Below are 23,379 nucleotides of genomic sequence, written 5' to 3' on the forward strand. Positions count from 1 at the left end.
CTTCAAAGGCGTTATCCCGGAGGACGCTCCTGGGATAACGTCCAACCAAAAGTCCGTTCCCGGAACTTCGGACTCGTTTTGCCGTTTTGGCAATCACACGACACTGCCGCGAATTCACAAAGGCGTTCCAAGGAGCCGACCGCGAAACGACGGAGGACCAAGTGAAAAGTCTGATCCAGACAGGATTGTCCGCAGCCGTTTCGGGTACGATCGTCAGCTTCGCCACGACAGCTGCGCTGGCCCTGCTTGCCAGGCGGGAAGGCAAAGGCGCCCTGCAGCCCACGAATGCGACCAGCCACTGGCTCTACGGCGAACAGGCCGCGTCGGTGCGGCGCGGTGACGTGGCGCACACGCTCGTCGGCTATGGCACGCATCACGCTTCCTCCATCTTCTGGGCATTCCTTTTCGAACTATGGCTCGCCTCGAGGCCGCCGCGTCGTGGCTTCTGATATTTCGCGATGCGTTGGCGGCAGCGGCCATTGCCGCGGCAACAGATTATGGCTTCGTGCCGAAGCGGTTGACGCCAGGTTGGGAGACGGTGCTGCCGAAGCGATCTATCGCGGCGACTTTTGCGGTGATGGCGGTCGGTCTAGCGATGGGCGGCATGATCAACAAGGAATTGCGCCGGCAGCATTAGGGACAGGGATTTGAGACAGATGCTTCGCACGGCGCGTTCACATCATCGCGACGGGCGGATCGCCGTGTTCGTCCCATTCTGCGGCATCTCCACCTCATCGGGAACCTTTCTCAAGGGACATGGTTCCGAATGTGCGGCGAAAGCGTGCTGCTCATTCCTGCTATCGCCAAGGAGATTCGACCATGAAGCTTCGCGAGTTGTTGGATCAAATAAAGGACCTGCCGCCGGACACCTTGGTCTGTGCCGCCGAAATCGATGAAGCCTTTGCAGTCAACGTTGTTGGCGTTGAAGCTGTCGAGAGCGCCAGAATCCAAAGCCGCAAACCGGATGGCACCGAAGCTGTCGAACTCGCCAACGGGACCGACAAAGTCATCGTGATCCGCTGGTGAAAACCGGGGAAGTTGCGTTCAACAGCATGATGTTCCGCTCCACTGTGGGGCGCTGAATTGCAAATGCTGGCAGCGCATCGATGGCCAGTCGCCTATGGCTCGCCGGGCATGGCTTGGACGAAAGCCGCCATCTGGCGTTCGAGCGCTTTGAACGCGCTTCCGCGCCAGCTCTCGGCCATGGATGCCGATTTTGGATCAGGGAAGATTTCCTCTTCCCCTCGCGCCATGCCGTCCAGGATGCCTTTCGCGACGCTCTCCGCGGAGCTCTTCGGTATATCGGCGTCTCTGCTCATGTCGGTGTCTATGGGACCGGACAGGACTGCATGAACGCTCACGCCACGAGCGCCGGCGAGAGCACGCAGCGATTGCGTCATGGAAAACGCGGCGGCCTTCGACAGTGAGTAAGACGGAATAATCGGGAAGGGAACGAGAGCCGCTTCCGACAGGATGTTGACCACGGCGCCGCGCGAATGCGTGAGCAGCGGCAGGAATGCGTGGGTTACGCCATGCACGCCGAGCAGGTTGACGGCGAGGTGTCGCTCGAGCGCAGCACGATCGCCAAGATCGTCGTAGAGCCCGATGCCGGCGTTGTTGATGAGGATATCGAGAGACCCGATCCGCTCGACAGCCGCCCCAATCTGCACCGCATCGGTCACGTCCAGGATCAGCGGCGTGACGCGCCGATCCGCGTGGGCGAGCGGTTTGCGCGCGCCGGCATAGACGCGCTTGGCACCCCGCCTCAATATTTCCTCGACCAGCGCCTTGCCGAGGCCGCGATTGGCCCCGGTCACGAGAACGGCTTTGTTTGTGACTTCCATCGATTTCGGCACGGCGATCTCTCCTCCTCTTGCATGAATGCAAGCCATTCGTTCTTGCATCATGCAAGTAGGTTATGGTTTTCTGTTCCCACGCTTGGACGCCGTCTCCCCCGTTGCATTGCTCCAGGGCAGCCGGCGCGGTGACCAGGCGAACCTTGCAATTAGGACCCGACTTCCAACGTCGTGTAGGAGATCGGCGAAGGCCGCTCCAGGAAGGCGCCGCTTATGGCCGAAACGAAATTCTTCGCGTCCGCCGAGCGTAGAAAAGCGTCGCGCTCCTGCTTCGATGCCCAGCGCTCGACGCAGATGGTAACGTTGGGCTCTGCCTCCGAGCGAAAGACGCTATAGTCGATGCACCCGCTTTGCTTGCGGGCCGCCCCCGCCACGTCCCGCAGGGCATTCCGCACCTTGCTTTCGATGCCGGGCTTCGCCGCTGCCGTCGTCATGACGATCATCCCGGCGCCATCGCCTGCCGCCTTGCGCTCGGCGGTGCGGGTATCCTCGCTTTGCGGCACGACCGTTGGGTTGGCGTTCTCTTCGCCCTTGTTGGGTTGCCCCTTGCCCGTCGAAATCAGGTCGCGGAGACTCGCGACATAGAAGCGCCAGGAGTCATGGCAGACATCGTAGCATTCTTCACTCGGCTTCAGCCCGACATGGGTGAAACGCAGCTCGGTCCCCTTTTCGGTCGGCGCGATCTCGAAGACCACGTCCGTGCCGGTCCACTCGGTCGCATCCTTGACGAAGTTGAAGTAGTTCTGGACGACGTGCCAGACGACCTTCTTGCCAGGCACAAGCTCCGTGACCTTGAATGTGCCGCGGTGGATATCCTTGAAATGATAGTAGAATATCGCACCGAGCTTATTGGTATCGCCAACTATATCTTCCGACCACCAGGCTCGCGGATTGACAACCGCGGCAAAAACCTCTTCGGGGCTTTGCTTAACGACGAATGACGTCGTGTAATCTTCTTCCTTTTTCATGACATATCTCCTGTCTGGATCTGATTGGTTGATGGACACCCGAAATCTCGGGCGATGAAGTGGAGCGACGCTCTCTCGATCTCTGTCGCTTGCATCATGCAAGCACAATGCATACTTGCATGATGCAAGTCAATAGGGTATGTTCACACCATGCTTGGTCGTCTCTATGAAAAACAAAACTGCTCGGCCTCACGGGCCCTGGAACTGGTCGGCGAGCGCTGGAGCCTGTTGATCCTGCGCGACGCGATATTCGGCGGCTGCACGCGCTTTTCGCAATTCCAGAAGAGCCTGGGGATCGCCACCAACATCCTGGCCAAGCGCCTCGAGGATTTCGTCGAGGCCGGCCTGATGGACCGTCGCCCGGGTGCCGCCGGCGAGCAGGCCGACTACGTCCTGACCCGGAAGGGGCTGGAATTCAAAACGGTCATTATCGCGCTGACCGAGTGGGGCGACAAATGGGTGCGGCCCGGACCCATCGTCTACTGCGACCAATCCGACGGCAAGCCCGTCGAGGTGCAATTGCGTCGCGCCGGCAATGGCAAGCGGGCCGACTTCGCCGACGTCGTGGCGGCCCTGCGCTAGGCACGGCGGCGGGTCCGGCCCGCAGCACGATCCAAGACGAAGCTGTTTCGCATTGTGCCATAATGTTACCGCATATCTCACCTCCCGAGGTTGCATCTGTGGGCCGGGTCTGGTGGGTAGTTCGCGGGAGGAAACATGTCCGTCGGGCAGCGATCGACTTTGCGGCAACGTCTTTTTGCGGGACCGCGGCACGCCTGATCGCGTGCGGTGAGGAACGCCAGATTTGCGCTTGGGGCTGGTCCGCGCACCGTTCAGCGGAAGCTCGAGCAGCTCGCGGCAGCAGGCAAGGTGCAATCATTCGGCCACGGTCGGGCGCGTCGCTGGACGATCCCATCCACGCCATTAGGTTCAATAAGAAGTGGGTGGGAATTTAAAAAGTGGTGCCCCTAGCCGGGATCGAACCAGCACTCCTTGCGGAACTCGATTTTGAGTCGAGCGCGTCTACCAATTCCGCCATAGGGGCTCAGGCCGGGCGGCCTGGATGGGCGCGGACTATACGGTTGGAGGCCTGTTCGTCAACTGGCCAATTCCCGAGATCCCATCTAGCTCGAGCCCAGCCTTTCGGTTTTCGTGATACGGCGCTTCGATCGATAGCGGGCATCTCGTCCCGTTTGAACCCTTCTACCGCAACAGCGGCCACAGAATGCCGATGAATACCGACGCCCCATCCATGAGCCAATGCGCCGTCGCCAGCGGCAGGATGCGGCGCACGCGCAGGTACACGAGGGTGATGAATGTCGAATGCGCGATGGGTGCCAAGAGCCGGTAGAGCATGAAATGCGGGTCGAACGTCAGCGGCATCACCGCATGCTGAAACGACCAGGAAAACGCTACGACGGCAACGGCAAATCCCGTGCTTCCCGACAAGACTTGGAAACGCGGCAGAAGATAGCCGTTATAGGTGGTCTGCTCCGTAATGCCCCAGACCAACGGAAAGATCAGCACCCCGTAGAGCGCAGGCAAGAGCGGCAAAGGTCCGTATATTTGCGGTGCGTCAGGGTTGCCATAGACCAACAGGCTGCTGGCGGTGATCCCAACGTAGATGAAAACGAGGCTCGGGAGGATGAGCGCAACGCCCAACAACAGATCGCGCCCCAAGCGGTTGCGATCGAAACCGACCAAATCGAGCAACGTGATGCCCTCGCGCCGCGCAAGGCACCAAAGGAGTCCAAGGCAGCCCGCGTCGATCAAGCTGCCGTATACCGGCAGCCAAGCCCCTGCGTCGCGCCAGGGCGTCGCCGAACCGTGCGCAGCGTACACGGCCGCAACCAGGCCCTGCGCGGCAACAGCGAAAGCCGACCGCGCGAACAACATCAGGGCGGGGCCGGACCATGTCAGCGCGCCGGCAGATCGCCGCTCGAGAATGGCGGCACGGGAGTTCGGGATTATGGCTTCGCTCATGATCGATGAAGTTGGGATCGGCTTCCGAACGTTATGGTGGAAACGAGTTCAGCCAAGTCCGGTTTCCGGAGTGAAAGCAGAATGTATCGAGCCGGCCATGAGCAAAAACATCATCACCGAGGGCGGCTCACATCTCCTCGAGGGCGTCGGCAATATAGCCGCCGGTCTGAAGCTTCCACAGTCGGGCATAGAGCCCGTCGCGCTCCAGCAGCGCCGATGGTTTTCCCTCCTCGACGATGCGGCCTTTGTCGAGGACGACGATCCGGTCCATCCTGGCAATCGTCGACAGGCGATGGGCGATGGCGATCACAGTTTTGCCTTCCATCAGAAGAGCGAGCTTGTCCTGGACCGCCGCCTCGGCCTCGCTGTCCAATGCGGACGTCGCCTCATCGAGAACCAGGATTGGCGCGTCCTTGAGCAACACCCGGGCGATCGCGACGCGCTGACGCTGGCCGCCGGAAAGTTTCACCCCGCGGTCGCCGACGAAAGCGTCGTAGCCGGTGCGGCCTTCGCCATCTCTGAGATCGGCGATGAAGCCGTCGGCCTCGGCCAGCATCGCGGCGCGCTCCAACGCCTCCGGCGGGGCATCGGGCCGGCCATAACGGATGTTGTCGCCGACGGAGCGATGCAGCAGTGAGACGTCCTGGGTGACGACGCCGATGCTCTCCCGAAGGCTGGCCTGGGTCACGCTGCGGAGATCCTGCCCATCGATCAGGATCGCGCCGCCCTTCAGCTCGAAGAACCTCAGGAGCAGGCTGACAAGGGTCGACTTGCCGGCCCCGGAGAGGCCGACGAGCCCGACCTTCTCGCCGGCGCGCACGGTGAGAGACAGGTCTTCGATCACCCGTTGCCCCTCGCGGTATTCGAACTGGATGTTCTTGAACTCGACTTCGCCGGCCGTGACGTCGAGCGGCTTGGCGTTCGGCGCGTCTTTTATGGTCGGCGGCGTCGTCACGACCGGCATTGCGTCGCGGATCGTGCCCACCGCCTGGAAAATCTGCTGGCCCATCTGCAGGAAGGCACGGGAGTTGGCATTGAGCCGCTGCACGATGGCGATCGAAGCGGCGAACTGACCAACGTGACGAAGCCGGCGACAAATCCCCAGAGCCCTATGGCAACGTTGGTGAGAAAGAGGGCAACGTTGAGCAGGACGACGCCCATATCGGTCGTCAGATAGATGCGCCTTTCGCGCTGCTGGGTCTCGATGGCGTTTTCCATCACGGTCCGCATCGCGCCCGCCTCGCTGTCTTCCGCCGCAAACAGCTTGACCATCTGAATGTTGCTGTAGAGGTCGGTCATGGCGCCGACCACGAGGCTTCGCCCCCGCGCCGAGCGGCGCGACCGCTCGGAATATTGGGGTACCGCCACCACCGCAATGGCGATGTTGGCGGAGATCCAGAGGAAAACCGGAAGCGCCAGCGGCCAGGACAACGCGCCAAGCAGAACGAGCGACCCGACGAGTTGCACCAGAAACAGCGGTATTCTGTAGAAGGCCACGACGATCTGCTGCTGCACGGCGGATGCGACTTGCGAAATGCGCGACGCCACCTGACCTGCGAAGAGGTCGTGGAAGAAGGCAAGATCCTGACGTTCCACCGCCTTGTGGCCCTGCCACTGCATCGCCGCCGGCATGCATACGGCCACCGTCTGCGAGTTCAGCGCATTGCCCACGAAGATGAGCAACGGCAGCACGGGGAAAACCAGCACGCCGAGCACGACCAGCGTCGGCCAGTCCTCCTGCAGGAAAACCGCCGCGCCCTTCGCGCTCACCCCATCGACGACGAACGAGGCCCCCCAAATCGTCGCAAGGTTGAATCCCCTCGACCGCCATCATCAGGACGGTAATGGCCGCAAGGGTGCCGCGGAACATCCGCGCAAAATGCAGGAGCAGTGCAAACGGCCCGCTCGCAGGCAGCGGCGCGGGTGGAATATCCAGCGGACGGATGAGCTTCTCAAAGGGGCGATAAATGAAATCAGACAACGACATGGCGGCGCAAAGGGCGAAGCAGGGAGAGAGGATGCGACAGGAATCGCCGGTATTTAAACACGGATCGTGTTCGACCGGAAAACCCACGATGTAATTGGAAACTGCCTTGACGCACTTCAGCGGGCAAGTGTTCGACGCCATGGCTTGCTCGTCAACTGGCCAAATCGCGACATCTGGGCTCGCTCAAGCCTCAGCCTTTCGATTTCGTGAAGCAGCTGCCATTGTGCAGCGCGGAAAATCTTTCTAGACAGGCGGCGCATGTCATTGAAGCGCACCTTGTCCGACGAGGTTGATGCGGGGCGCTTCCAAGTCTTGTTTGTACATGTCGTGATCCCAAGACCGCTTCTGGTTTGGGCGTGCATTAGGAGTGCCGATGCTTCGCGGACTTTACGACTGGACCTTGTCGCTGGCGGCGAGCAAATCCGCCGAATGGTGGCTGGCCTTCATCGCCTTCGTCGAGAGCTCGGTGTTCCTGGTGCCGGCCGACGTCCTCTATCTGCCGATGGCGCTGTCACGGCCGGATCGCGCCTATCGTTACGCGCTGGTCGCCACCGTCGCCTCGGTGCTGGGCGGCATCGCCGGCTGGTTCATCGGCCATTATGCCTATGATGCGGTGGCGCGGCCGATCCTCGAATTTTATGGCAAATATGACGAGTTCGAAGCGATGCGCGTCTCATCGGGTGTCGGCTTCATCATCCTGATGCTGGTCACCTCCGGCCTCGCCCATCTGCCGCCGATCAAGGTTGTGACGATCCTGTCGGGCGTCATCGGTGTTCCTTTGCTGCTGTTCATCGTGCTGGCAATCGTGGCGCGCGGTGCTCGCTTCCTGTTTCTCGCCTGGCTCTTGCGCCGCTATGGCGAGCCGATCCGCCACTTCATCGAAAAGCGCCTTGGCCAGATTGCAGGCGCCGCCGCCGCTGCCCTGATTTTGCTCTATATCGTCGTCAAATACGCCGTCTGAACGACATCGAACCGAATGGACTGAGTCCGATGACAGCGACCGTGAATGCCGATACCGGACGCCAGCGGCTGCGCACCGCCCTGTTTCTCGCTGTCGCCATGGCCGCCACGGTCGGCTCGGCGCTGGCCTTCCAGTATCTCGGCGGCTATATCCCCTGCAAGCTCTGCCTCGAGCAGCGCACGCCTTACTACGTCGGCGTGCCCTTGATGCTGCTGGCGGTGCTTGCGTCGGCTCTTCACGCGCCCGCCTGGGTAAGCCGTGGCCTGCTGGCTGTTGGCGGCCTGCTGATGCTCTACGGCGTCTATCTCGGCGTTTATCACTCCGGCGTCGAATGGGCGTGGTGGCCAGGCCCGACCGATTGCACCGCAGCCGCCGGGCCGGTGGACACCGGCGGCAAGGGCGTGCTCGATGCGCTCGACAAATTCGTCCCGCCCTCCTGCGACAAGGCGGCGCTCCGCATCCTCGGCCTGTCGCTGGCCGGCTGGAACGCCATCGCCAGCTTTGTCCTGGCAGTCGTCGCCTTCCGCGGCGCCTTTGCCCGCGACTGATTTAGCGCGACACGAGATCATCCAAGAATTCGGCAGGCTGAGTCGGGTGGAGTGATTGTCGAGAACCGAAGCGGAGCGGACATTGGTCCGTGAGCATCGGAAGCGCAGACAATCGCTTCAGACGGCCAGCCTCCCGAATTATCGGATGATCTCACGGCTCAAGTTCGACATCCCAGTACAGATAATCCATCCAGCTTTCGTGTAGATGGTTGGGCGGGAACAGCCGGCCGTTATTATGCAAATCATGCACCGTCGGCTGGTAGGGCTTCTGCAGCGGCCACATCTTGGCGTGGGCCGGCATCATGCCGCCCTTCCTCAGATTGCAGGGCGAGCAGGCAGCGACGACATTCTCCCAGGTCGTGGCGCCGCCGCGATGGCGAGGAATGACATGGTCGAACGTCAGATCGTCCGGCGTGCCGCAATATTGGCATTGGAAACGGTCACGCAGGAAGACGTTGAAACGGGTAAACGCCGGATGCCTCGACGGCTTCACGTAAGCCTTCAGGCTGACGACGCTCGGCAGCTTCATCGAAAAGGTCGGTGAAGAGACGGCGTGTTCGTATTCGGCGACGATGTTCACCCTCTCGAGGAACACCGCCTTGATGGCATCCTGCCAGGACCAGAGCGACAGGGGGTAATAGCTGAGCGGACGGTAATCCGCATTCAGCACCAGCGCTGGAAGCCCATCCGGAGATACGGCAACCGTCACGTCGTTGACCTCCTTCACCCTAGAACCGGTCGACGCGGATACTGTAAGCCCGACATGACAGGGATGTGAAGCGGATTGTCGATCATGCCGGGTCTCAAAAACGCATGATTTCAATGCTTTTTTGCGGATTCAGGCCGGAGGCGCGGCATCCCTGCCCTTCAATTCGCGATAATAAGCCCAGAAAAGCCGCGATGCGACGCCGCGCCACGGGCTCCATGATTCGGCAAGCCGGATCAGCATTTTCTCCGGCGGACGCGGGTCGATGCCGAGTGCATGGCCGACCGCGCTCTGCAACGCAACATCGCGCGCCGGAAAGATATCTGGGTGTCCGGCGGCAAACAAAAGGTAGACTTCAGCCGTCCACGAGCCGATGCCCGGCACCTTGGTCATGGCCGCGATCGCCTCGCTTGCATCGAGCCGGCACAGGTGATCGAGGTCGAGTCCCTCGGCCACCGCCCGGGCGACGGCAACCAGGCCGCGCTGCTTGGGCCGCGACAGCCCGGCCTCGCGAAAGATCGCCTCGTCGGCGGCAAGTATCGCCTGCGGCGTCAGCGGATCGAGCAGTCTCGTCAGCCGGCCGAAGATGGCATCGGCGCTCGCGCGGGACACTTGTTGTGAAACGACGATCGAGGCAAGGCTCCTGAACCCCGGCTCCGACAGCCTGAGCGGCACCTCGCCGGCCATGCCGCGCACTTTTTCCAGGCGTGGGTCGAGTAAGCATAGCCTATCCAGCCCTTGCGCAATGTCGTCGAGACTGGCGATGCGTTGCATGTCTGCTTGTTCCAAAATCAAAAGTGCCGCACGCTTCGTCACGTGTCCCTCTGGACGCACGACGCCACCGGCGCAAAGTAGCAATTGGCGAAAGCGCCACACAACCCGATTGCCGCCGGACAATGACACTGCTGACATTCCGCTTCGCGCCGAGCCCGAACGGCGAACTGCATCTCGGCCATGCCTATTCGGCGCTGCTCAATCAGAAATTGGCAAAGGCGGCGGGCGGACGCCTGCTGCTGCGCATCGAGGATATCGATACGACACGCTGCACGCCGGAATTCGAGGCAGGCATTTTTCGCGACCTGAAATGGCTGGGGCTTGGCTGGGAGGAACCGGTGCGCCGCCAGTCCGAGCATTTTGCCGAATATCGGGCGATGCTCGAGCGGCTGATCAAGGAAGAACTTGTCTACCCGGCCTTCATGAGCAGAAGTGAGATCCGCGCCTTCATCGCCGACAGCGAAAAGCGCGGCCGCGACTGGCCTCGCGACCCGGACGGCGTGCCGCTCTATCCCGCCGCCGACAAGGCGTTGACGGCGAGCGAACGCAAGCGGCGCGTCGCCGAAAATGTGCCATTTGCCTGGCGGCTGGACGTCGATGCGGCAATAGCGCGCGCCGGCAAGGACCTGTCATGGGCCGAACACACGGACGAGACGCTCTCCGCGACGCGTCGTGTCGAAGCCCATCCGCAGGATTGGGGCGACGTGGTCGTGGCGCGCCGCGAAATCCCGACCAGTTATCACCTCGCCGTCACCATGGACGACGCGCTGCAGGGCGTCAGCCATGTCGTGCGCGGCCAGGACCTTTATTCCGCGACCAGCGTGCAGCGGCTGCTTCAGCAACTGCTTGGCCTGCCGCAGCCGGCCTATTTTCACCATCGCCTGATCCTGGGCCCGGACGGACGAAAACTGTCGAAGAGCCTTGGCGATACCGGCCTTGCCGCCCAGCGTAAGGCGGGCGCATCGCCCGCCGATCTCAAGCGGCTGGTCGGTTTCTAGACTAGACCGGTGAGCTCGCGGCCATCAACGGCGCTCCTTCAATTCAAATGACTCTATGGATCAACCGTTTGGTTTTGCTTGCCGGCCCGAACGGCATTAAGCAGTCGCCGCAATCGATCCCTCACCCGAATTCATCGCGGCCTCCGGAAATGCACAGCCTCAAGCGGTTCATCCCCGCCTCTTTCGTCGTCCTGTGGGCGACCGGCTTCATCGGCGCGCGCTATGCCATGCCGTGGGCGGAGCCCTTTACGTTCCTGGCCGCGCGCTTTGTCCTGGCCGCAATCCTGCTTGTCGCTTTGATGGCCGCACTTGGTTCGAGCCGCGCCACCCGCGATGAGGCGCTGCACGCGACCGGTGCCGGCATCCTGATGCATGGCATCTATCTCGGCGGCGTGTTCTGGGCAATCCACCGGGGCATGCCCGCCGGACTTTCAGCCCTGATCGTCGGCCTGCAGCCGCTGATCACGGCAGTGCTCGCCGGCCGGCTTCTCGGCGAGGCCATCCTGCCGCGCCACTGGGCCGGTCTCGGCCTCGGGTTGATCGGCGTGGTGATCGTGCTTTGGCCGAAGCTCGGTGCGCTCGGCGGCGGCGTGACGGCCGAGACACTGGGCGCCTCGCTGGTCTCGGTACTCGGCATGAGCGCCGGCACCATCTGGCAGAAGCGCTTTGCTTCCGGCGGCGATCTGGTGGCTGCCACGTTCTGGCAATATGTCGGCGGCGCATCGGTGATGGCTCTGGCCTCGCTCGCCTTCGAGACCCGAACGGTCATCGTCAACGGCGAACTGATCTTCGCCATGGCCTGGCTCGTGCTGGTGCTGTCGATCGGCGCCATCTTCCTGTTGATGGTGATGATCCGCGACGGCGAAATGTCGAAGGTCGCCTCGCTGTTTTACCTCGTGCCGGCTGTCACCGCGGTCATCGCCTGGGCATTGTTCGGTGAGCACTTGAGCCCGCTCCAGATCGCCGGCATGGCGATCGCGACGCTCGGCGTCGGGCTGGCGACGGCTCAGCCGCCGACGCGCGCACGCGCCTCTAAATAGCGGCTGATCGCGGCGTTGAGCTCGCCACCGAGGATGAAGATCGCTGAGACGATATAGAGGAACACGACGGCGATCATGATCGAGGCGAGGCCGGCATAGGTCGTCACATAGGACGAGAAATGATCGAGATAGGCGGCGAAGATGGTCGACCCGATGAGCCAGCCGACCAGCGTGAAGATGATGCCAGGCACGATCGAAACGAAGCGGCGCTTGCCGGCCGGCAACCAGAAATGCACGGCGAACAGGCCGCCGATGATGACTACCGAGGCGATGACGTAACGCCACAGCGTGATCGTGCCCATATAGGGTTTTATCCATTCGAAATGCGACTCGGCCAGCCGTGCCAGCAATGGCGCGAAGACCAGCAGCACGCTGATGGCCAAAAACCCGGCCGTCGCGATCAGCACGAAGATGATGCTCTGCACCCGCCGGTAGATGATGCCGCGCGTTTCCGAGACGCGATAGGCCCGGTTGAGCGAGGTGCGCAGCGCCTCGATGCCGTTCGAGGCGAAATATCCGGCAAGCACGATACCGTAGGTCAACAGGTCGCTGCGCCGGACGGTAAGCACGTTGAGCACCTCGCGCGCGATCGGTTTGGCGATCTGCTCGGGCCATGTGTCGAACACAAGGTGCACGGCGGTGTCGGCGAAAGCCTGCGCGCCGAAAAAACTCGCCAGCGTCGTGGCGAAGATCAGGAAAGGAAAAAGCGCCATCAGCGCGGTGATCGCCAGATGGCTGGCCATTGCCCAGCCGTCGTCGGTGTTGAAATGGCCGAGCGCGTCGTAGAGGACGCGTTTGAGGGCTACGATCTTCCGCAACAAGAACCGCGTTCCCTTCGATTGTCCCGACGCCGCGAATATGGGAAGGGTTTGCGGTAAATGACAACCCTAGGTCAAACCACCATTCCTCCCGGAGAAGAGTTGCGCACCATCATTGTCACAGGTGCCTCTTCCGGTATAGGCGCCTATTGCGCCCATGCTCTTAAGAAGGAAGGCTGGCGGGTGTTCGCAACGGCCCGAAAGCCCGAAGATATCGCTGCGCTCGAGGCCGACGGCATCGAGGCCTTTTATCTGGACTACACCGAGTCCGGATCGATCGAGGCGCTGGTGACGTCGGTGCTGGAACGGACCGACGGCCGGCTCGATGCGCTCTTCAACAATGGCGCCTACGGACAGCCCGGCGCCGTCGAGGACCTGCCGGTCGAGGCTTTACGGCAGCAGTTCGAGGCCAATGTCTTTGGCTGGCATGACCTCACTCGCCGTGTCGTACCGGTGATGCGCCGCCAAGGCCATGGTCGTCTCGTTCATTGCTCGTCGATCCTCGGCCTGGCGCCGGTGCCTTTCCGCGGCGCCTACTCGGCATCGAAGCACGCTATCGAAGGGCTGATGCTGTCCCTCTACCAAGAACTCCTCGGCAGCGGAATCCATGTTTCGCTGATCGAGCCGGGGCCGGTGAAATCGAAGATCGCCAGCAACAGCCTTGCGTGGTTCCTGGCAAATATCGATCACGAGAAGTCCGTTCATCGCCTCGCCTATGCGGCGCAACTCAAACGGCTGCGGGCCGGCGGCAGCACATCGCGGCTGAAGCCCGGGCCGGAGGTGGTTTATTCCGCCTTGCATCATGCGCTTCTGTCGCGGCGCCCGCGCCCGCATTATGTGGTAACTGTGCCGGCCAGGATCGGCGCGATCCTTAAACGCATCCTGCCGTCATCGGCACTCTACCGTCTGCTCGCCAAACGCGCCTGAACGCAATCCAACTGGAACACACCATGGCAACCGTCTTCAACATCCTCGCCGTTCTCGTTATGGTCGCCGTGGTGATCGTACTGATCCGCGGCCTCATCAACATGATGCGCGGCGGCTCCAGCATGACCTCCAACAAACTGATGCAGACGCGCGTGCTCTTGCAGTTCGTGGCCTTGGTGCTGATCATGCTGGCGGTGTATTTCACCCGTAAGTGACGCAGCAGCCACCAGCCGGGAGGTAACCCGTGGTCAAGCTCAACAAGATCTACACCCGCACTGGCGACGATGGCACCACAGGCCTCGGCTCTGGCGAGCGGCGGCTGAAATCCGACCTTCGCATCGACGCCTACGGCACGGTCGACGAGGCCAATGCCTGCATCGGCATGGCCCGCATTCATACCGCGGCAGTAAATCCGGCGATCGATGCGATGCTCGGCCGCATCCAGAACGACCTTTTCGACCTCGGCGCCGATCTGGCAGTCCCCGATAATGGCAAGCCGCTCGACTACGAGCCGTTGCGCATCATCGCCTCGCAGACCGACCGCATCGAACAGGATATCGATCTCCTCAACAAGGACCTTGAGCCGCTCAAATCCTTCGTGCTCAACGGCGGTACGCCGGCAGCGGCTGCCCTTCACCTCGCCCGCACGGTGGCCCGCCGCGCCGAGCGCATCATGGTGGCGCTGTCGCAAGACCCGGACGAGCACGTCAACCGCGAGGCGATAAGATACATCAACCGTGTCTCGGACTTTCTGTTCGTCGCCGCACGCGCGGTCAATGACAACGGAAATGCCGACGTGCTATGGGTTCCCGGCAAGAACCGCTGAATCTGCCGGGTCATCCACGATCTTCAGGTTTTGGAAGCGGGAGAGGCCTGATGTTTATCCCGCTTTACGACACCAACCGGCTGCGGCACATCAAGCTGCAATATGTGACGATCAGCCTGATCGCGCTCAACGTGCTGATCTACTTTGTCACCACACTGGGCGGCGAGGATTTCGCCAACGCCGCGGTGCTGGGCCTCGGTTTCATCCCGTCGGTTGTGCATGACAGCGTCGAGCTCGCTCCCCAATTTGTCGTCATTCCGGAGAGCCTGAGCTATCTGACCTATTCCTTCCTGCACGCGGATATCTTCCACCTCGGCGGCAACATGCTGTTCCTGTGGGTGTTCGGCGACAATGTCGAGGATGCACTCGGCCATGTCCGCTACCTCGTCTTCTACCTGCTTTGCGCCATCGCCGGCGCTTTCTTCCAGGGTCTGGTTGCCTGGGATTCGCCGGTGCCGCTGATTGGCGCGTCGGGCGCCATCGCCGGTGTGGTCGCCGCCTATCTGATCCTTTATCCGCGGGTGAAGGTATGGGTGCTGGTCTTCGCGCGCATCCCGTTGCGCATCCCGGCCTTCATCCCGCTGATCCTGTGGATCCTGTTCCAGATCTTCATGTTCGCCCAGGGGGGCGAGGATCAGGTTTCCTGGGCCTGCCATATTGGCGGCATCATCGCTGGAGCCGTGCTGGTGCTTGTCTTGCGCAGCCGCGGCGTACCGCTACTCGCCGGCGCAGACGAGGAGCCGGCCGTGGTCGCCGGTCCGGTGCCCGTAGCCGTGGAGCCGGCGCCAAGCGACCCACAACCTGCGCAGCCGGCGCCGCGCTGGGGCCGTGGGACCGTTTCCGGTCCGGACTGAACCGATTTGAGTGCTTCGCCGAGGATCCGAGTGCGCCCCGGATATTGACGCGCGGGGTCGCCGCAACTACGGAAGCGCCACCCTACTGGCGTGGCGAAGACCAGAATTCCGTCCGGAATGTCGGCTTTCGACAACTCTGAAGAGGTGCACGCTGCTATAGCGCGCCCGACGAGCGTGAAGAGACTATCGTGAAAGAGGTGACAGGCAAATGAAGATCCTTGTGCCCGTGAAGCGGGTTGTGGATGCGAACGTCAAGGTCCGGGTGAAGGCGGACGGTTCGGCGGTGGAACTCGCCAACGTCAAGATGGCGATGAACCCGTTCGACGAGATTGCGGTCGAAGAGGCGATCCGGCTGAAGGAAGCTGGCAAGGCCGAAGAGATCATCGTCGTGTCGATCGGGCCGCAGCAGGCACAGGAGACCTTGCGCACGGCGCTCGCCATGGGCGCCGACCGCGCCATCCTGGTCAAGACCGACGAGCAGACTGAGCCGCTGGGCGTCGCCAAGGTGCTGAAGGGCGTCGTCGAGGCAGAACAGCCCGGCCTTGTCATTCTCGGCAAGCAGGCGATCGACGACGATTCCAACCAGACCGGCCAGATGCTGGCCGCACTTCTCGGCTGGGCGCAGGGCACCTTCGCCTCCAAGATCGTGCTCGACGGTGACAAGGCCACGGTGACGCGCGAGGTCGATGGCGGCCTGCAGACGCTGGAACTGAAGATGCCGGCGATCGTCACGGCCGATTTGCGGCTGAACCAGCCACGCTACGCGTCTCTGCCCAACATCATGAAGGCCAAGAAGAAGCCGCTCGACGAGAAGAGCCCTGCCGATTACGGCGCCGATGTCAAGCCGCGGCTTAAAGTGATCAAGACCGAGGAGCCGGGCGGCCGCAAGGCGGGCGTCAAGGTCAAGAGCGTCGCCGAACTGGTAGACAAGCTGAAAAACGAAGCCGGCGTGCTGTAAGGCCAGGAAGGGATAAAAAATGACAATTCTTCTGATTGCCGAACACGACAACGCTGCGCTTTCCGACCAGACCGCCAAGGCGCTTTCGGCGGCGCTGCAGATCGGTTCGGACGTGCATGTGCTGGTTGCCGGCAAAGGTGCCAAGCCGGCAGCGGACGCCGCCGCCAAGCTCAAGGGCGTCACCAAGGTGCTGCTCGCCGACGCCGACGAACTGACCGAGCGTCTCGCCGAACCGCTGGCGGCACTCGTCGTTTCGCTTGCTGAGCCATACGAGACGATCATCGCGCCGGCGACCTCATCGGGCAAGAACGTCGCGCCCCGCGTGGCAGCGCTGCTCGATGTCGCCCAGATATCTGAAATCATCGAAGTCGTGTCGCCCGACACCTTCAAGCGGCCGATCTATGCCGGCAACGCCATCCAGACGGTGCAGTCCAGTGACGCCAAGAACGTCATCACGGTGCGTACCGCTTCCTTCCAGGCAGCACCCGAGGGCGGTTCCGCGCCGGTCGAGACGGTCCAGGCGGCGGCCAATCCCGGCCTGTCGAGCTTTGTCGAGAACAAGCTCTCCGAGACCGACCGTCCAGAGCTGACCTCGGCCAAGATCATCATCTCGGGCGGCCGTGCGCTGGGCTCCTCCGAGAAGTTCCAGGAGGTCATCCTGCCGGTCGCCGACAAGCTCGGTGCGGCGGTTGGCGCATCTCGCGCCGCCGTCGATGCCGGCTATGCGCCGAACGACTGGCAGGTCGGCCAGACCGGCAAGGTGGTAGCGCCCGACCTTTATATTGCCGTCGGCATCTCCGGTGCCATCCAGCACCTTGCCGGCATGAAGGATTCGAAGGTGATCGTTGCCATCAACAAGGACGAGGAAGCGCCGATCTTCCAGGTCGCCGACTACGGTCTCGTCGGCGATCTCTTCGTCATTCTGCCGGAACTGCAAAAGGCGCTTTGACGCCTTCTGCCAAAGCGTATTAAATTCTGAGGGGTGGGGTAGACGAAGTCGCCCCGCCCTTTTAGTTTGCACTGCACAAAAAACGGGCCGCAAAGGCCTCGACGGGATCGGGTAATGAGCAAGATCGAGACGATCGGCATCATCGGCGCGGGCCAGATGGGTGGCGGCATCGCCCATGTGTCGGCGCTGGCGGGCTATAAGGTGCTGGTTTACGATATTTCGCCCGACCGCATCGAAAAGGGCATCGCTACGATCAGCGGCAACATGGCCCGTCAGGTCGGCTCCGGCAAACTCGAGGAAAAGCTGCGCAATGAGGCGATGGCGCGCATTTCGTCGGCACCGGCCATGGCCGACCTTGCGGGCGTCGATCTGGTGATCGAAGCAGCGACCGAGGACGAGACGGTCAAGCGCAAGATCTATGCCCAGCTCTGCCCGCAGCTCAACCCCGAGGCCATCCTGGCGACGAACACGTCATCGATCTCGATCACACGGCTGGCTTCGCAGACCGACCGGCCGGAACGCTTCATCGGCATACATTTCATGAATCCGGTTCCGGTGATGAAGCTGGTCGAACTGGTGCGCGGCATCGCCACCGAGGACCAGACCTTCGAGGCGGCAAAAACCTATGTGAAGCAGCTCGACAAGACGATCACCGTCTCGGAGGATTTCCCGGCCTTCATCGTCAACCGCATCCTGCTGCCAATGATTAACGAGGCGATCTACACGCTCTATGAAGGTGTCGGCTCGGTCGACGCCATCGATACCGCCATGAAGCTCGGCGCCAACCATCCGATGGGGCCGCTGCAGCTTGCCGATTTCATCGGGCTCGATACCTGCCTGTCGATCATGCAGGTGCTGCATGACGGGCTGTCGGATTCGAAATACCGCCCCTGCCCGCTGCTGGTCAAATATGTCGAGGCCGGCTGGCTCGGCCGCAAGACCGGGCGCGGCTTCTACGACTATCGCGGCGAGCATCCCGTTCCGACACGCTGATCGCCTCGCTACCAGCGCACAAAAAGTCGTCCGCCGAGCGCCCCGAGCACGGCAAGGATGGCGACCGCGATCGTATACCAGGTGCCGACGAAAAGCGGCGAATCGTCGAAGCAATGCGCCGCATAGAAGGTCGCCGCCAGCCCGCCGGCAAGCAGGCCCGCGGCCGCACCGGCAAGCACCGGCCTTGTCGGCGCGCCATGGCGCAGCACCGCGAGAAAGATGGCAAGCGGGCCGATCCCGATCAACGGAATGAAGGTCAAGCAGATGACCATGTTCGTGCCGACCAGGCGCGTGCCCCAGTCGGACGCAGGCACGGCGAAGAGTTCGAGAATCACAGCCACAATCACCAGCAGCGGCGCGGCGACCATCCAGCTCACCGCCCGGCCGGTCGATGCACCGGGCGTCGACAGCCCACGCACCAGGACAAAGGCGCTGGCGGCAAGAGCAATCGCGAAGACGAATTTGGACAGGAACCGCATCGTGTGCATGGCGATCGCAATGTCGGGGCGCGGGCCGATCGTCAGCCAGAAAACCGCGGCCGCGATCACGATGGCCGCGCCGGCGGCAAGCCACCAGGCGGTGCCTTGCGGCAGCGCCTTGCTGCGGGCATCGGCGTCGAGCGCCTTGATGAGATCTTCGGTCCTCATGTTATTCCCGCCCCGCCCTGAACCGTTTGGCAATGGCGGCAAGCCCGCGGTGCAGTGACACCCGCACAGCCGTCTCGCTGATGCCGAATTTGGCCGCGGTCTCACCGATTGACCGGCCTTCGACCGATACGGCCGAGACGACGGAACGCTGTGCCGGCGACAGGCTGTCGAGCGCCCGGTTGACGTCGCGCTCGCTCACCGTCTCCGATTCCGGCTCGGCAAAGGTCTCGGCGATTTCGTCGATCTCGATCTCGATCCGCCGACCGCGCCGCCGGAACGCATCGATCAGCTTGAAGCGGGCTATTGCATAGACCCAAGGCAGCACCGGCGCATCATGGCGCCAGGTGTGTCGTTTTACATGAATGGCCAGCAAGGTTTCCTGCACGACATCCTCGGGATCCACCCCGCCCTGCACGATCTTGCGCCGGGCAAAGCCACGAACGAGCGCGGCGATCCGGTGCAGAAAGTCGGCATAGGCCCTTTCGTCTCCGGCGATCGCGGCCCGCAGCAGCCGTGAAAGCTCGGCTTCGTCCTTGCCGCTCACAAGAGTTCACTCCCCGATATTCGCGTCTCGGCGCTGATTTGTTACGGGGCCGGCGAAATAATGTCCAAGGCAAATTAGCTGAGCATCACGAAAGTTTGCTCCTTTTGAGCGATTGAGTGGGCCAGCAATGTTGACTGCACCAGTCAGGTATTGGTAGGTGCAGCGTGCCAAGCCAAAGACCATCGAAATCGAGGACGACGCCATGAAATATGCTCTTTCCGCCCTTGCCGGTGCGACAGCACTTGCAATCAGCCTGATCGCCGGCCCGGCAATAGCAGAGGACGAGGGCATCGTCGTCTACAACGCCCAGCACGAAAACCTGACCAAGGCCTGGGCGGAGGGATTCACCAAGGAAACCGGCATCAAGGTTACCGTCCGCAATGGCGGCGACAGCGATTTCTCCAATCAGATCGTTGCGGAAGGCACCGCTTCGCCCGCCGATGTATTCCTGACGGAGAATTCGCCGGCCATGGCATTAGTCGAGGCGGCCGGCCTGTTCGCACCGGTCGGCACCGAGACGCTGGCCCAGGTTCCGCAGGAGTACCAGCCGGCGAGCGGCAAATGGGTCGGCGTCGCCGCGCGCAGCACCGTCTTTGCCTACAACAAGACCAAGCTGAGCGCCGACCAGCTGCCCAAATCGCTGCTCGATCTCGCCGATCCGAGCTGGAAGGGCCGCTGGGCCGCTTCGCCCTCCGGCGCCGATTTCCAGGCGATCGTCAGCGCGCTTCTGCAGCTCAAGGGTGAGGCGGCGACGGCCGAATGGCTGAAGGCGATGAAGGAGAATTTTACCGCCTATAAGGGCAACAGCACGGTGATGAAGGCGGTCAATGCCGGCGAGGTCGAAGGCGGCGTGATCTATCACTATTACTACTACGGCGATCAGGCCAAGACCGGCGAGAACAGCAAGAACGTCGAGTTGCACTATTTCAAGCATCAGGATCCCGGTGCTTTCGTCTCGATTTCCGGCGGCGGCGTGCTGGCCTCGAGCAAGCACCCGAAGGAAGCGCAGGCTTTCCTGAAATGGGTCACCGGCAATGGCGGCCAGGACGTGCTGAAAACAGGCGATTCGTTCGAATACGCAGTCGGCAAGGGCGCCGAGTCCAATCCGAAGCTGGTGCCGCTGGCCGATCTGCAGGCGCCGAAAGTCGACCCGACGACGCTGAACTCGAAAAAGGTGACCGACCTGATGACGGCGGCCGGCTTGCTTTAGCCGGCGTTCGTCCTAAAAGGGCAACCGACTGCGCTCCTGTGGGAATTCGCTTTCCACAGGAGCGCTCTGTTTTCAAGATGGCATTTGCCTATGACCACAAGCTACCCGCGAGATTATCCGCCGCCGATCGTTTCCGCCTCCGGGCGGAGCTGGCGCAACGTCTGATCTGATGCAATCCGCGATCGATCTCGCACGCCCAGGCTTGCCGGCCGACGCCACGGCCGTGCGGGCACGTCGTTGGTCGGTCTCATGGATTGCGTTGGCTGCCGTCTTTGTCTCGCTTTTCGCGCTGCTGCCGCTTGCCTTCATCGTCTGGGTGGCGGTGCAGACCGGCTGGGAAACGGTGGCGGCGCTGGTGTTCAGGCCGCGCGTCGGCGAACTTCTGGTCAACACCAGCCTGCTGGTGGTGTTGGCGGTGCCGATCTCGATCGTGCTGTCGGTCATGCTGGCCTGGCTGACCGAGCGCAGCGATCTGCCGGGTGCCCGCCTATGGGCCTGGCTGTCGGTGGCGCCGCTCGCCATTCCGGCCTTCGTCCACAGTTACGCCTGGGTCACCATGGTGCCCAGACTGCACGGCCTGTGGGCCGGCGTGCTTGTGTCGGTCATCGCCTATTTCCCCTTCCTTTATCTGCCGGTGGCGGCGGCATTGCGCCGGCTCGATCCCGCTCTCGAGGATGCAGCGGCAGCCCTTGGTCTCGGCCCGTGGCGTGTGTTCAGGCGTGTCGTGCTGCCGCAGCTCCGGCTCGCCATTTGCGGCGGCTCCCTGCTGGTCGGCCTGCATCTCCTGGCCGAATACGGGCTCTATGTCTTCATCCGCTTCGACACCTTCACCACCGCGATCGTCGACCAGTTCCAGTCGACCTTCAACGGTCCCGCCGCCAACATGCTGGCCGGCGTGCTGGTGACCTGCTGCCTTGTGCTGCTCGGGCTGGAGGTGCTGGTGCGCGGCGAGGAGCGCTATGCCCGCGTCGGTTCGGGTGCTGCGCGCCAGCAGCAGCGCACGGGCCTTGGGCGCGCCACCATTCCTTGCCTGCTGCTGCCTGCCATTACCACGCTGCTGGCGCTCGGCGTGCCGTTCGCCACTATCGGCCGCTGGCTCATGGCCGGCGGCGCCGATGTCTGGCGGCTCGACGAGATCGGCCTGGCGCTTGGCCAAACGCTGTTCCTAGCAATTGCCGGCGCGCTGCTCGCCACCGTCGCGGCAATGCCGATGGCGTGGATTTCGATCCGCGCGCCGGGGCGGCTGCAACGCGTCCTGGAGGGCTGCAACTATATCGTCGGCGCGTTGCCCGGCGTTGTCATCGCCCTGGCGCTGGTCACCATCGCCGTGCGTATCGCCATGCCGCTCTACCAGACCCTGTTCACCATCCTGGTCGCCTATGCGCTGATGTTCCTGCCGCGCGCCCTGATTAGCCTCAGGGCGTCGATCGCACAGGCGCCGGTCGAGCTCGAACGCGCCGCCTCCAGCCTCGGCCGGTCGCCGCTCAAGGCGCTGTGGTCGACGACCATCCGCCTGTCGGCGCCGGGCGCCGCAGCCGGCATGGCGTTGGTCGCGCTGGGTATCATGAACGAATTGACCGCAACCCAGATGCTGGCGCCCAACGGCACCCGCACGCTGGCCATGGCGTTCTGGTCCTATAGCGGCGAGATCGACTATGCGTCGGCGGCGCCTTATGCCCTGATCATGGTGGCGATGTCGCTGCCTTTGACCTGGTTGCTCTACGTCCAGTCGAAGCGGATGGCCGGGCGATGAGCTTTCTCGAGCTGAGCGGCATCCACAAGCACTACGGGCCGGTCGCAGCACTTGCCGGCGTCGACCTCAGCGTGGCCAGCGGCAGCCGTACGGCTGTCGTCGGGCCGTCCGGTTGCGGCAAGACCACCTTGCTGCGGCTGATCGCCGGCTTCGAGGCGCCGGACCAGGGCCGCATCGTGCTTGATGGCGAGGTGCTGGCCGATGGCGACACGGCCGTGCCGGCGCATCGCCGCGGCATCGGGCTGGTGGCGCAGGACGGCGCTCTATTCCCGCATCTGAGCATCGCCGCCAATATCGGCTTCGGCATGGGGCGTCACGAGGAAAAGCGCAGTGAGCGCATCGCCGAGCTCGCCTATGTCGTCGGGCTGGACAAAGGTATCCTGAAGCGCCGTCCGCACGAACTCTCCGGTGGCCAGCAGCAGCGCGTCGCGCTCGCCCGCGCCATGGCCATGAAGCCGCGGCTGATGCTGCTCGACGAGCCGTTCTCGGCGCTCGACACCGGCCTGCGCGCCTCGATGCGCAAGGCCGTGGCCGAGCTCCTTGAAACCGCCGGCATCACCACCATCCTGGTCACCCACGACCAGGCCGAGGCGCTGTCATTCGCCAGCCAGGTCGCGGTGATGCGCGACGGCAAATTCTCGCAGGTCGGCACGCCGCGCGAGCTCTATTTCAAGCCGAAGGACAGGATGGTCGCCGAGTTCCTTGGCGACGCCATCGTCCTGCCGGCAAGGATCGCCGATGGCTTCGCAATCTCGCCGCTCGGCCGCATCGCTGTCGACAGCTCGGAGCGGCGCGACGTCGCTCGCATCATGCTGCGGCCGGAGCAGGTGTTGCTGAAACGCACATCGCGTGAAGGCATGTCCGGCACGCCGGACATGCTGTTCGGCGAGGTGACGGAATCGGAGTTCGCCGGCTCGATGTGCACCATCGCGGTGCGTCTGTTGAACAGCCCCGATCCGCCCGACGCCGCCGCCATCGGCAATACGCCGTTGATCCTGCGCAAGCCGGGCATGGACGCGCCGGCGATCGGCGAGATCGTCCGGCTGACCGTGTCGGGCAAGGCGCATGTGTTTGCCTGA

The 23,379-nt window shown here is 62.8% G+C and carries 26 protein-coding genes, 1 tRNA gene and 1 pseudogene; 18 read left to right on the forward strand and 10 right to left on the reverse strand.

Going from position 1 to position 23,379, the window contains the following annotated elements; all coding sequences use genetic code 11:
• Positions 1-161: 161 nt before the first annotated feature.
• The 3 genes from NKK47_RS13455 (at position 162) to NKK47_RS13465 (ending at position 1,026) form a co-directional block, all read left to right on the forward strand.
• Positions 162-449 (forward strand): hypothetical protein, encoded by a 288-nt coding sequence (locus tag NKK47_RS13455; RefSeq protein ID WP_352577181.1) that lies wholly within the window; start codon positions 162-164, stop codon positions 447-449.
• 14 nt (positions 450-463) lie between these two features.
• Entirely contained in the window at positions 464-637 is a 174-nt protein-coding gene (locus NKK47_RS13460; RefSeq protein ID WP_352577182.1) for a hypothetical protein, read from the forward strand.
• Between the two features lie 182 nt (positions 638-819).
• Positions 820-1,026: a sugar phosphorylase gene (locus NKK47_RS13465; RefSeq protein WP_352577184.1), complete on the forward strand. Its 207-nt coding sequence runs from the start codon at positions 820-822 to the stop codon at positions 1,024-1,026.
• Between the two features lie 92 nt (positions 1,027-1,118).
• On the opposite strand, the gene NKK47_RS13470 is transcribed toward NKK47_RS13465, so the two are convergent.
• Both NKK47_RS13470 and NKK47_RS13475 read right to left on the reverse strand, forming a co-directional pair.
• Positions 1,119-1,856: an SDR family NAD(P)-dependent oxidoreductase gene (locus NKK47_RS13470; protein ID WP_352577186.1), complete on the reverse strand. Its 738-nt coding sequence runs from the start codon at positions 1,854-1,856 to the stop codon at positions 1,119-1,121.
• Between the two features lie 149 nt (positions 1,857-2,005).
• Positions 2,006-2,824, reverse strand: coding sequence for an antibiotic biosynthesis monooxygenase (locus tag NKK47_RS13475; RefSeq protein WP_352577188.1), 819 nt, complete (start codon positions 2,822-2,824; stop codon positions 2,006-2,008).
• A 150-nt stretch (positions 2,825-2,974) separates the two neighbouring features.
• Here NKK47_RS13475 and NKK47_RS13480 point away from each other — a divergent pair, with 150 nt between their 5' ends.
• Positions 2,975-3,406 carry a winged helix-turn-helix transcriptional regulator gene (locus NKK47_RS13480; protein ID WP_352456668.1) on the forward strand — a complete coding sequence of 144 codons (432 nt, stop codon included), beginning with the start codon at positions 2,975-2,977 and terminating at the stop codon, positions 3,404-3,406.
• A 378-nt stretch (positions 3,407-3,784) separates the two neighbouring features.
• Here the strand turns inward: NKK47_RS13480 and NKK47_RS13485 are convergent.
• From NKK47_RS13485 to NKK47_RS13495, 3 genes and pseudogenes are all read right to left on the reverse strand, one after another.
• A tRNA-Leu gene (locus tag NKK47_RS13485) sits at positions 3,785-3,869 on the reverse strand.
• A gap of 158 nt (positions 3,870-4,027) precedes the next feature.
• Positions 4,028-4,807 carry a CPBP family glutamic-type intramembrane protease gene (locus NKK47_RS13490; RefSeq protein WP_352577190.1) on the reverse strand — a complete coding sequence of 260 codons (780 nt, stop codon included), beginning with the start codon at positions 4,805-4,807 and terminating at the stop codon, positions 4,028-4,030.
• A gap of 127 nt (positions 4,808-4,934) precedes the next feature.
• Positions 4,935-6,794: pseudogene (locus NKK47_RS13495) on the reverse strand (ABC transporter ATP-binding protein).
• A 373-nt stretch (positions 6,795-7,167) separates the two neighbouring features.
• Here NKK47_RS13495 and NKK47_RS13500 point away from each other — a divergent pair.
• Together NKK47_RS13500 and NKK47_RS13505 are read left to right on the forward strand one after the other, a co-directional pair.
• Positions 7,168-7,755: a YqaA family protein gene (locus NKK47_RS13500; protein ID WP_023677958.1), complete on the forward strand. Its 588-nt coding sequence runs from the start codon at positions 7,168-7,170 to the stop codon at positions 7,753-7,755.
• 29 nt (positions 7,756-7,784) lie between these two features.
• On the forward strand, positions 7,785-8,303 hold the full coding sequence (locus tag NKK47_RS13505; RefSeq protein WP_023677957.1) for a disulfide bond formation protein B: 519 nt from the start codon (positions 7,785-7,787) through the stop codon (positions 8,301-8,303).
• Positions 8,304-8,454: 151 nt separating this feature from the next.
• Here NKK47_RS13505 and NKK47_RS13510 read toward each other — a convergent pair whose 3' ends face one another.
• A complete protein-coding gene (locus tag NKK47_RS13510; protein WP_023677956.1) occupies positions 8,455-9,012 on the reverse strand; it encodes an HNH endonuclease in 558 nt (185 codons plus the stop codon).
• A 129-nt stretch (positions 9,013-9,141) separates the two neighbouring features.
• Positions 9,142-9,783 (reverse strand): DNA-3-methyladenine glycosylase family protein, encoded by a 642-nt coding sequence (locus NKK47_RS13515; RefSeq protein WP_023677955.1) that lies wholly within the window; start codon positions 9,781-9,783, stop codon positions 9,142-9,144.
• A gap of 122 nt (positions 9,784-9,905) precedes the next feature.
• Between NKK47_RS13515 and gluQRS the strand changes: the two genes are divergently transcribed.
• Positions 9,906-10,781, forward strand: a complete 876-nt coding sequence (gluQRS, locus tag NKK47_RS13520) for a tRNA glutamyl-Q(34) synthetase GluQRS (RefSeq protein WP_352577192.1) — start codon at positions 9,906-9,908, stop codon at positions 10,779-10,781.
• A 149-nt stretch (positions 10,782-10,930) separates the two neighbouring features.
• Positions 10,931-11,821 (forward strand): DMT family transporter, encoded by an 891-nt coding sequence (locus tag NKK47_RS13525; RefSeq protein ID WP_023677953.1) that lies wholly within the window; start codon positions 10,931-10,933, stop codon positions 11,819-11,821.
• Here NKK47_RS13525 and NKK47_RS13530 read toward each other — a convergent pair.
• A complete protein-coding gene (locus NKK47_RS13530) occupies positions 11,788-12,642 on the reverse strand; it encodes a YihY/virulence factor BrkB family protein (protein ID WP_292656768.1) in 855 nt (284 codons plus the stop codon). The genes NKK47_RS13525 and NKK47_RS13530 overlap by 34 nt on opposite strands.
• 57 nt (positions 12,643-12,699) lie before the next feature.
• On the opposite strand from NKK47_RS13530, the gene NKK47_RS13535 reads away from it, so the two are divergent.
• From NKK47_RS13535 to NKK47_RS13565, 7 genes are all read left to right on the forward strand, one after another.
• A complete protein-coding gene (locus tag NKK47_RS13535; protein ID WP_352577194.1) occupies positions 12,700-13,566 on the forward strand; it encodes an SDR family oxidoreductase in 867 nt (288 codons plus the stop codon).
• Positions 13,567-13,589: 23 nt separating this feature from the next.
• Entirely contained in the window at positions 13,590-13,781 is a 192-nt protein-coding gene (locus NKK47_RS13540; RefSeq protein ID WP_023677950.1) for a twin transmembrane helix small protein, read from the forward strand.
• A gap of 29 nt (positions 13,782-13,810) precedes the next feature.
• Positions 13,811-14,392 (forward strand): cob(I)yrinic acid a,c-diamide adenosyltransferase, encoded by a 582-nt coding sequence (locus NKK47_RS13545; protein WP_023677949.1) that lies wholly within the window; start codon positions 13,811-13,813, stop codon positions 14,390-14,392.
• A gap of 50 nt (positions 14,393-14,442) precedes the next feature.
• The gene (locus NKK47_RS13550) at positions 14,443-15,246 is read left to right on the forward strand and encodes a rhomboid family intramembrane serine protease (RefSeq protein ID WP_352570548.1); all 804 of its coding nucleotides are present in this window, start codon (positions 14,443-14,445) and stop codon (positions 15,244-15,246) included.
• Positions 15,247-15,454: 208 nt separating this feature from the next.
• A complete protein-coding gene (locus tag NKK47_RS13555) occupies positions 15,455-16,204 on the forward strand; it encodes an electron transfer flavoprotein subunit beta/FixA family protein (protein ID WP_023677947.1) in 750 nt (249 codons plus the stop codon).
• 19 nt (positions 16,205-16,223) lie between these two features.
• Positions 16,224-17,153 (forward strand): electron transfer flavoprotein subunit alpha/FixB family protein, encoded by a 930-nt coding sequence (locus NKK47_RS13560; RefSeq protein ID WP_352577196.1) that lies wholly within the window; start codon positions 16,224-16,226, stop codon positions 17,151-17,153.
• A gap of 114 nt (positions 17,154-17,267) precedes the next feature.
• The gene (locus tag NKK47_RS13565; RefSeq protein ID WP_352577198.1) at positions 17,268-18,146 is read left to right on the forward strand and encodes a 3-hydroxybutyryl-CoA dehydrogenase; all 879 of its coding nucleotides are present in this window, start codon (positions 17,268-17,270) and stop codon (positions 18,144-18,146) included.
• A gap of 8 nt (positions 18,147-18,154) precedes the next feature.
• Here NKK47_RS13565 and NKK47_RS13570 read toward each other — a convergent pair whose 3' ends face one another.
• Together NKK47_RS13570 and NKK47_RS13575 are read right to left on the reverse strand one after the other, a co-directional pair.
• Positions 18,155-18,793 (reverse strand): NrsF family protein, encoded by a 639-nt coding sequence (locus tag NKK47_RS13570; RefSeq protein WP_352577200.1) that lies wholly within the window; start codon positions 18,791-18,793, stop codon positions 18,155-18,157.
• Position 18,794: 1 nt separating this feature from the next.
• On the reverse strand, positions 18,795-19,337 hold the full coding sequence (locus tag NKK47_RS13575; protein WP_352489432.1) for a sigma-70 family RNA polymerase sigma factor: 543 nt from the start codon (positions 19,335-19,337) through the stop codon (positions 18,795-18,797).
• Between the two features lie 202 nt (positions 19,338-19,539).
• Here NKK47_RS13575 and NKK47_RS13580 point away from each other — a divergent pair, with 202 nt between their 5' ends.
• The 3 genes from NKK47_RS13580 to NKK47_RS13590 all read left to right on the forward strand — a co-directional run bounded on the left by NKK47_RS13580 (position 19,540) and on the right by NKK47_RS13590 (position 23,379).
• Positions 19,540-20,547, forward strand: a complete 1,008-nt coding sequence (locus tag NKK47_RS13580; RefSeq protein WP_352577252.1) for an iron ABC transporter substrate-binding protein — start codon at positions 19,540-19,542, stop codon at positions 20,545-20,547.
• Positions 20,548-20,716: 169 nt separating this feature from the next.
• A complete protein-coding gene (locus NKK47_RS13585; protein WP_352577202.1) occupies positions 20,717-22,300 on the forward strand; it encodes an ABC transporter permease in 1,584 nt (527 codons plus the stop codon).
• Complete coding sequence (locus NKK47_RS13590; protein ID WP_352577204.1) at positions 22,297-23,379, forward strand: ABC transporter ATP-binding protein; 1,083 nt, start codon at positions 22,297-22,299, stop codon at positions 23,377-23,379. The genes NKK47_RS13585 and NKK47_RS13590 overlap by 4 nt, the downstream gene beginning before the upstream one ends.

It is taken from the genome of Mesorhizobium sp. M0019, from assembly GCF_040323975.1.
In the GTDB taxonomy this organism is placed as follows: Bacteria; Pseudomonadota; Alphaproteobacteria; order Rhizobiales; family Rhizobiaceae; genus Mesorhizobium.

What these genes read in the sequence shown, in the direction of transcription:
- NKK47_RS13465 (WP_352577184.1), top strand. Translation starts at nt 820, where the DNA reads ATGAAGCTTCGCGAGTTGTTGGATCAAATAAAGGACCTGCCGCCGGAC.
- NKK47_RS13475 (WP_352577188.1), bottom strand. Translation starts at nt 2,824, where the DNA reads ATGAAAAAGGAAGAAGATTACACGACGTCATTCGTCGTTAAGCAAAGC.
- NKK47_RS13480 (WP_352456668.1), top strand. Translation starts at nt 2,975, where the DNA reads ATGCTTGGTCGTCTCTATGAAAAACAAAACTGCTCGGCCTCACGGGCC.
- NKK47_RS13490 (WP_352577190.1), bottom strand. Translation starts at nt 4,807, where the DNA reads ATGAGCGAAGCCATAATCCCGAACTCCCGTGCCGCCATTCTCGAGCGG.
- NKK47_RS13500 (WP_023677958.1), top strand. Translation starts at nt 7,168, where the DNA reads ATGCTTCGCGGACTTTACGACTGGACCTTGTCGCTGGCGGCGAGCAAA.
- NKK47_RS13505 (WP_023677957.1), top strand. Translation starts at nt 7,785, where the DNA reads ATGACAGCGACCGTGAATGCCGATACCGGACGCCAGCGGCTGCGCACC.
- NKK47_RS13515 (WP_023677955.1), bottom strand. Translation starts at nt 9,783, where the DNA reads ATGCAACGCATCGCCAGTCTCGACGACATTGCGCAAGGGCTGGATAGG.
- gluQRS (WP_352577192.1), top strand. Translation starts at nt 9,906, where the DNA reads ATGACACTGCTGACATTCCGCTTCGCGCCGAGCCCGAACGGCGAACTG.
- NKK47_RS13525 (WP_023677953.1), top strand. Translation starts at nt 10,931, where the DNA reads ATGCACAGCCTCAAGCGGTTCATCCCCGCCTCTTTCGTCGTCCTGTGG.
- NKK47_RS13535 (WP_352577194.1), top strand. Translation starts at nt 12,700, where the DNA reads ATGACAACCCTAGGTCAAACCACCATTCCTCCCGGAGAAGAGTTGCGC.
- NKK47_RS13540 (WP_023677950.1), top strand. Translation starts at nt 13,590, where the DNA reads ATGGCAACCGTCTTCAACATCCTCGCCGTTCTCGTTATGGTCGCCGTG.
- NKK47_RS13550 (WP_352570548.1), top strand. Translation starts at nt 14,443, where the DNA reads ATGTTTATCCCGCTTTACGACACCAACCGGCTGCGGCACATCAAGCTG.
- NKK47_RS13555 (WP_023677947.1), top strand. Translation starts at nt 15,455, where the DNA reads ATGAAGATCCTTGTGCCCGTGAAGCGGGTTGTGGATGCGAACGTCAAG.
- NKK47_RS13560 (WP_352577196.1), top strand. Translation starts at nt 16,224, where the DNA reads ATGACAATTCTTCTGATTGCCGAACACGACAACGCTGCGCTTTCCGAC.
- NKK47_RS13565 (WP_352577198.1), top strand. Translation starts at nt 17,268, where the DNA reads ATGAGCAAGATCGAGACGATCGGCATCATCGGCGCGGGCCAGATGGGT.
- NKK47_RS13570 (WP_352577200.1), bottom strand. Translation starts at nt 18,793, where the DNA reads ATGAGGACCGAAGATCTCATCAAGGCGCTCGACGCCGATGCCCGCAGC.
- NKK47_RS13580 (WP_352577252.1), top strand. Translation starts at nt 19,540, where the DNA reads ATGAAATATGCTCTTTCCGCCCTTGCCGGTGCGACAGCACTTGCAATC.
- NKK47_RS13585 (WP_352577202.1), top strand. Translation starts at nt 20,717, where the DNA reads ATGCAATCCGCGATCGATCTCGCACGCCCAGGCTTGCCGGCCGACGCC.
- NKK47_RS13590 (WP_352577204.1), top strand. Translation starts at nt 22,297, where the DNA reads ATGAGCTTTCTCGAGCTGAGCGGCATCCACAAGCACTACGGGCCGGTC.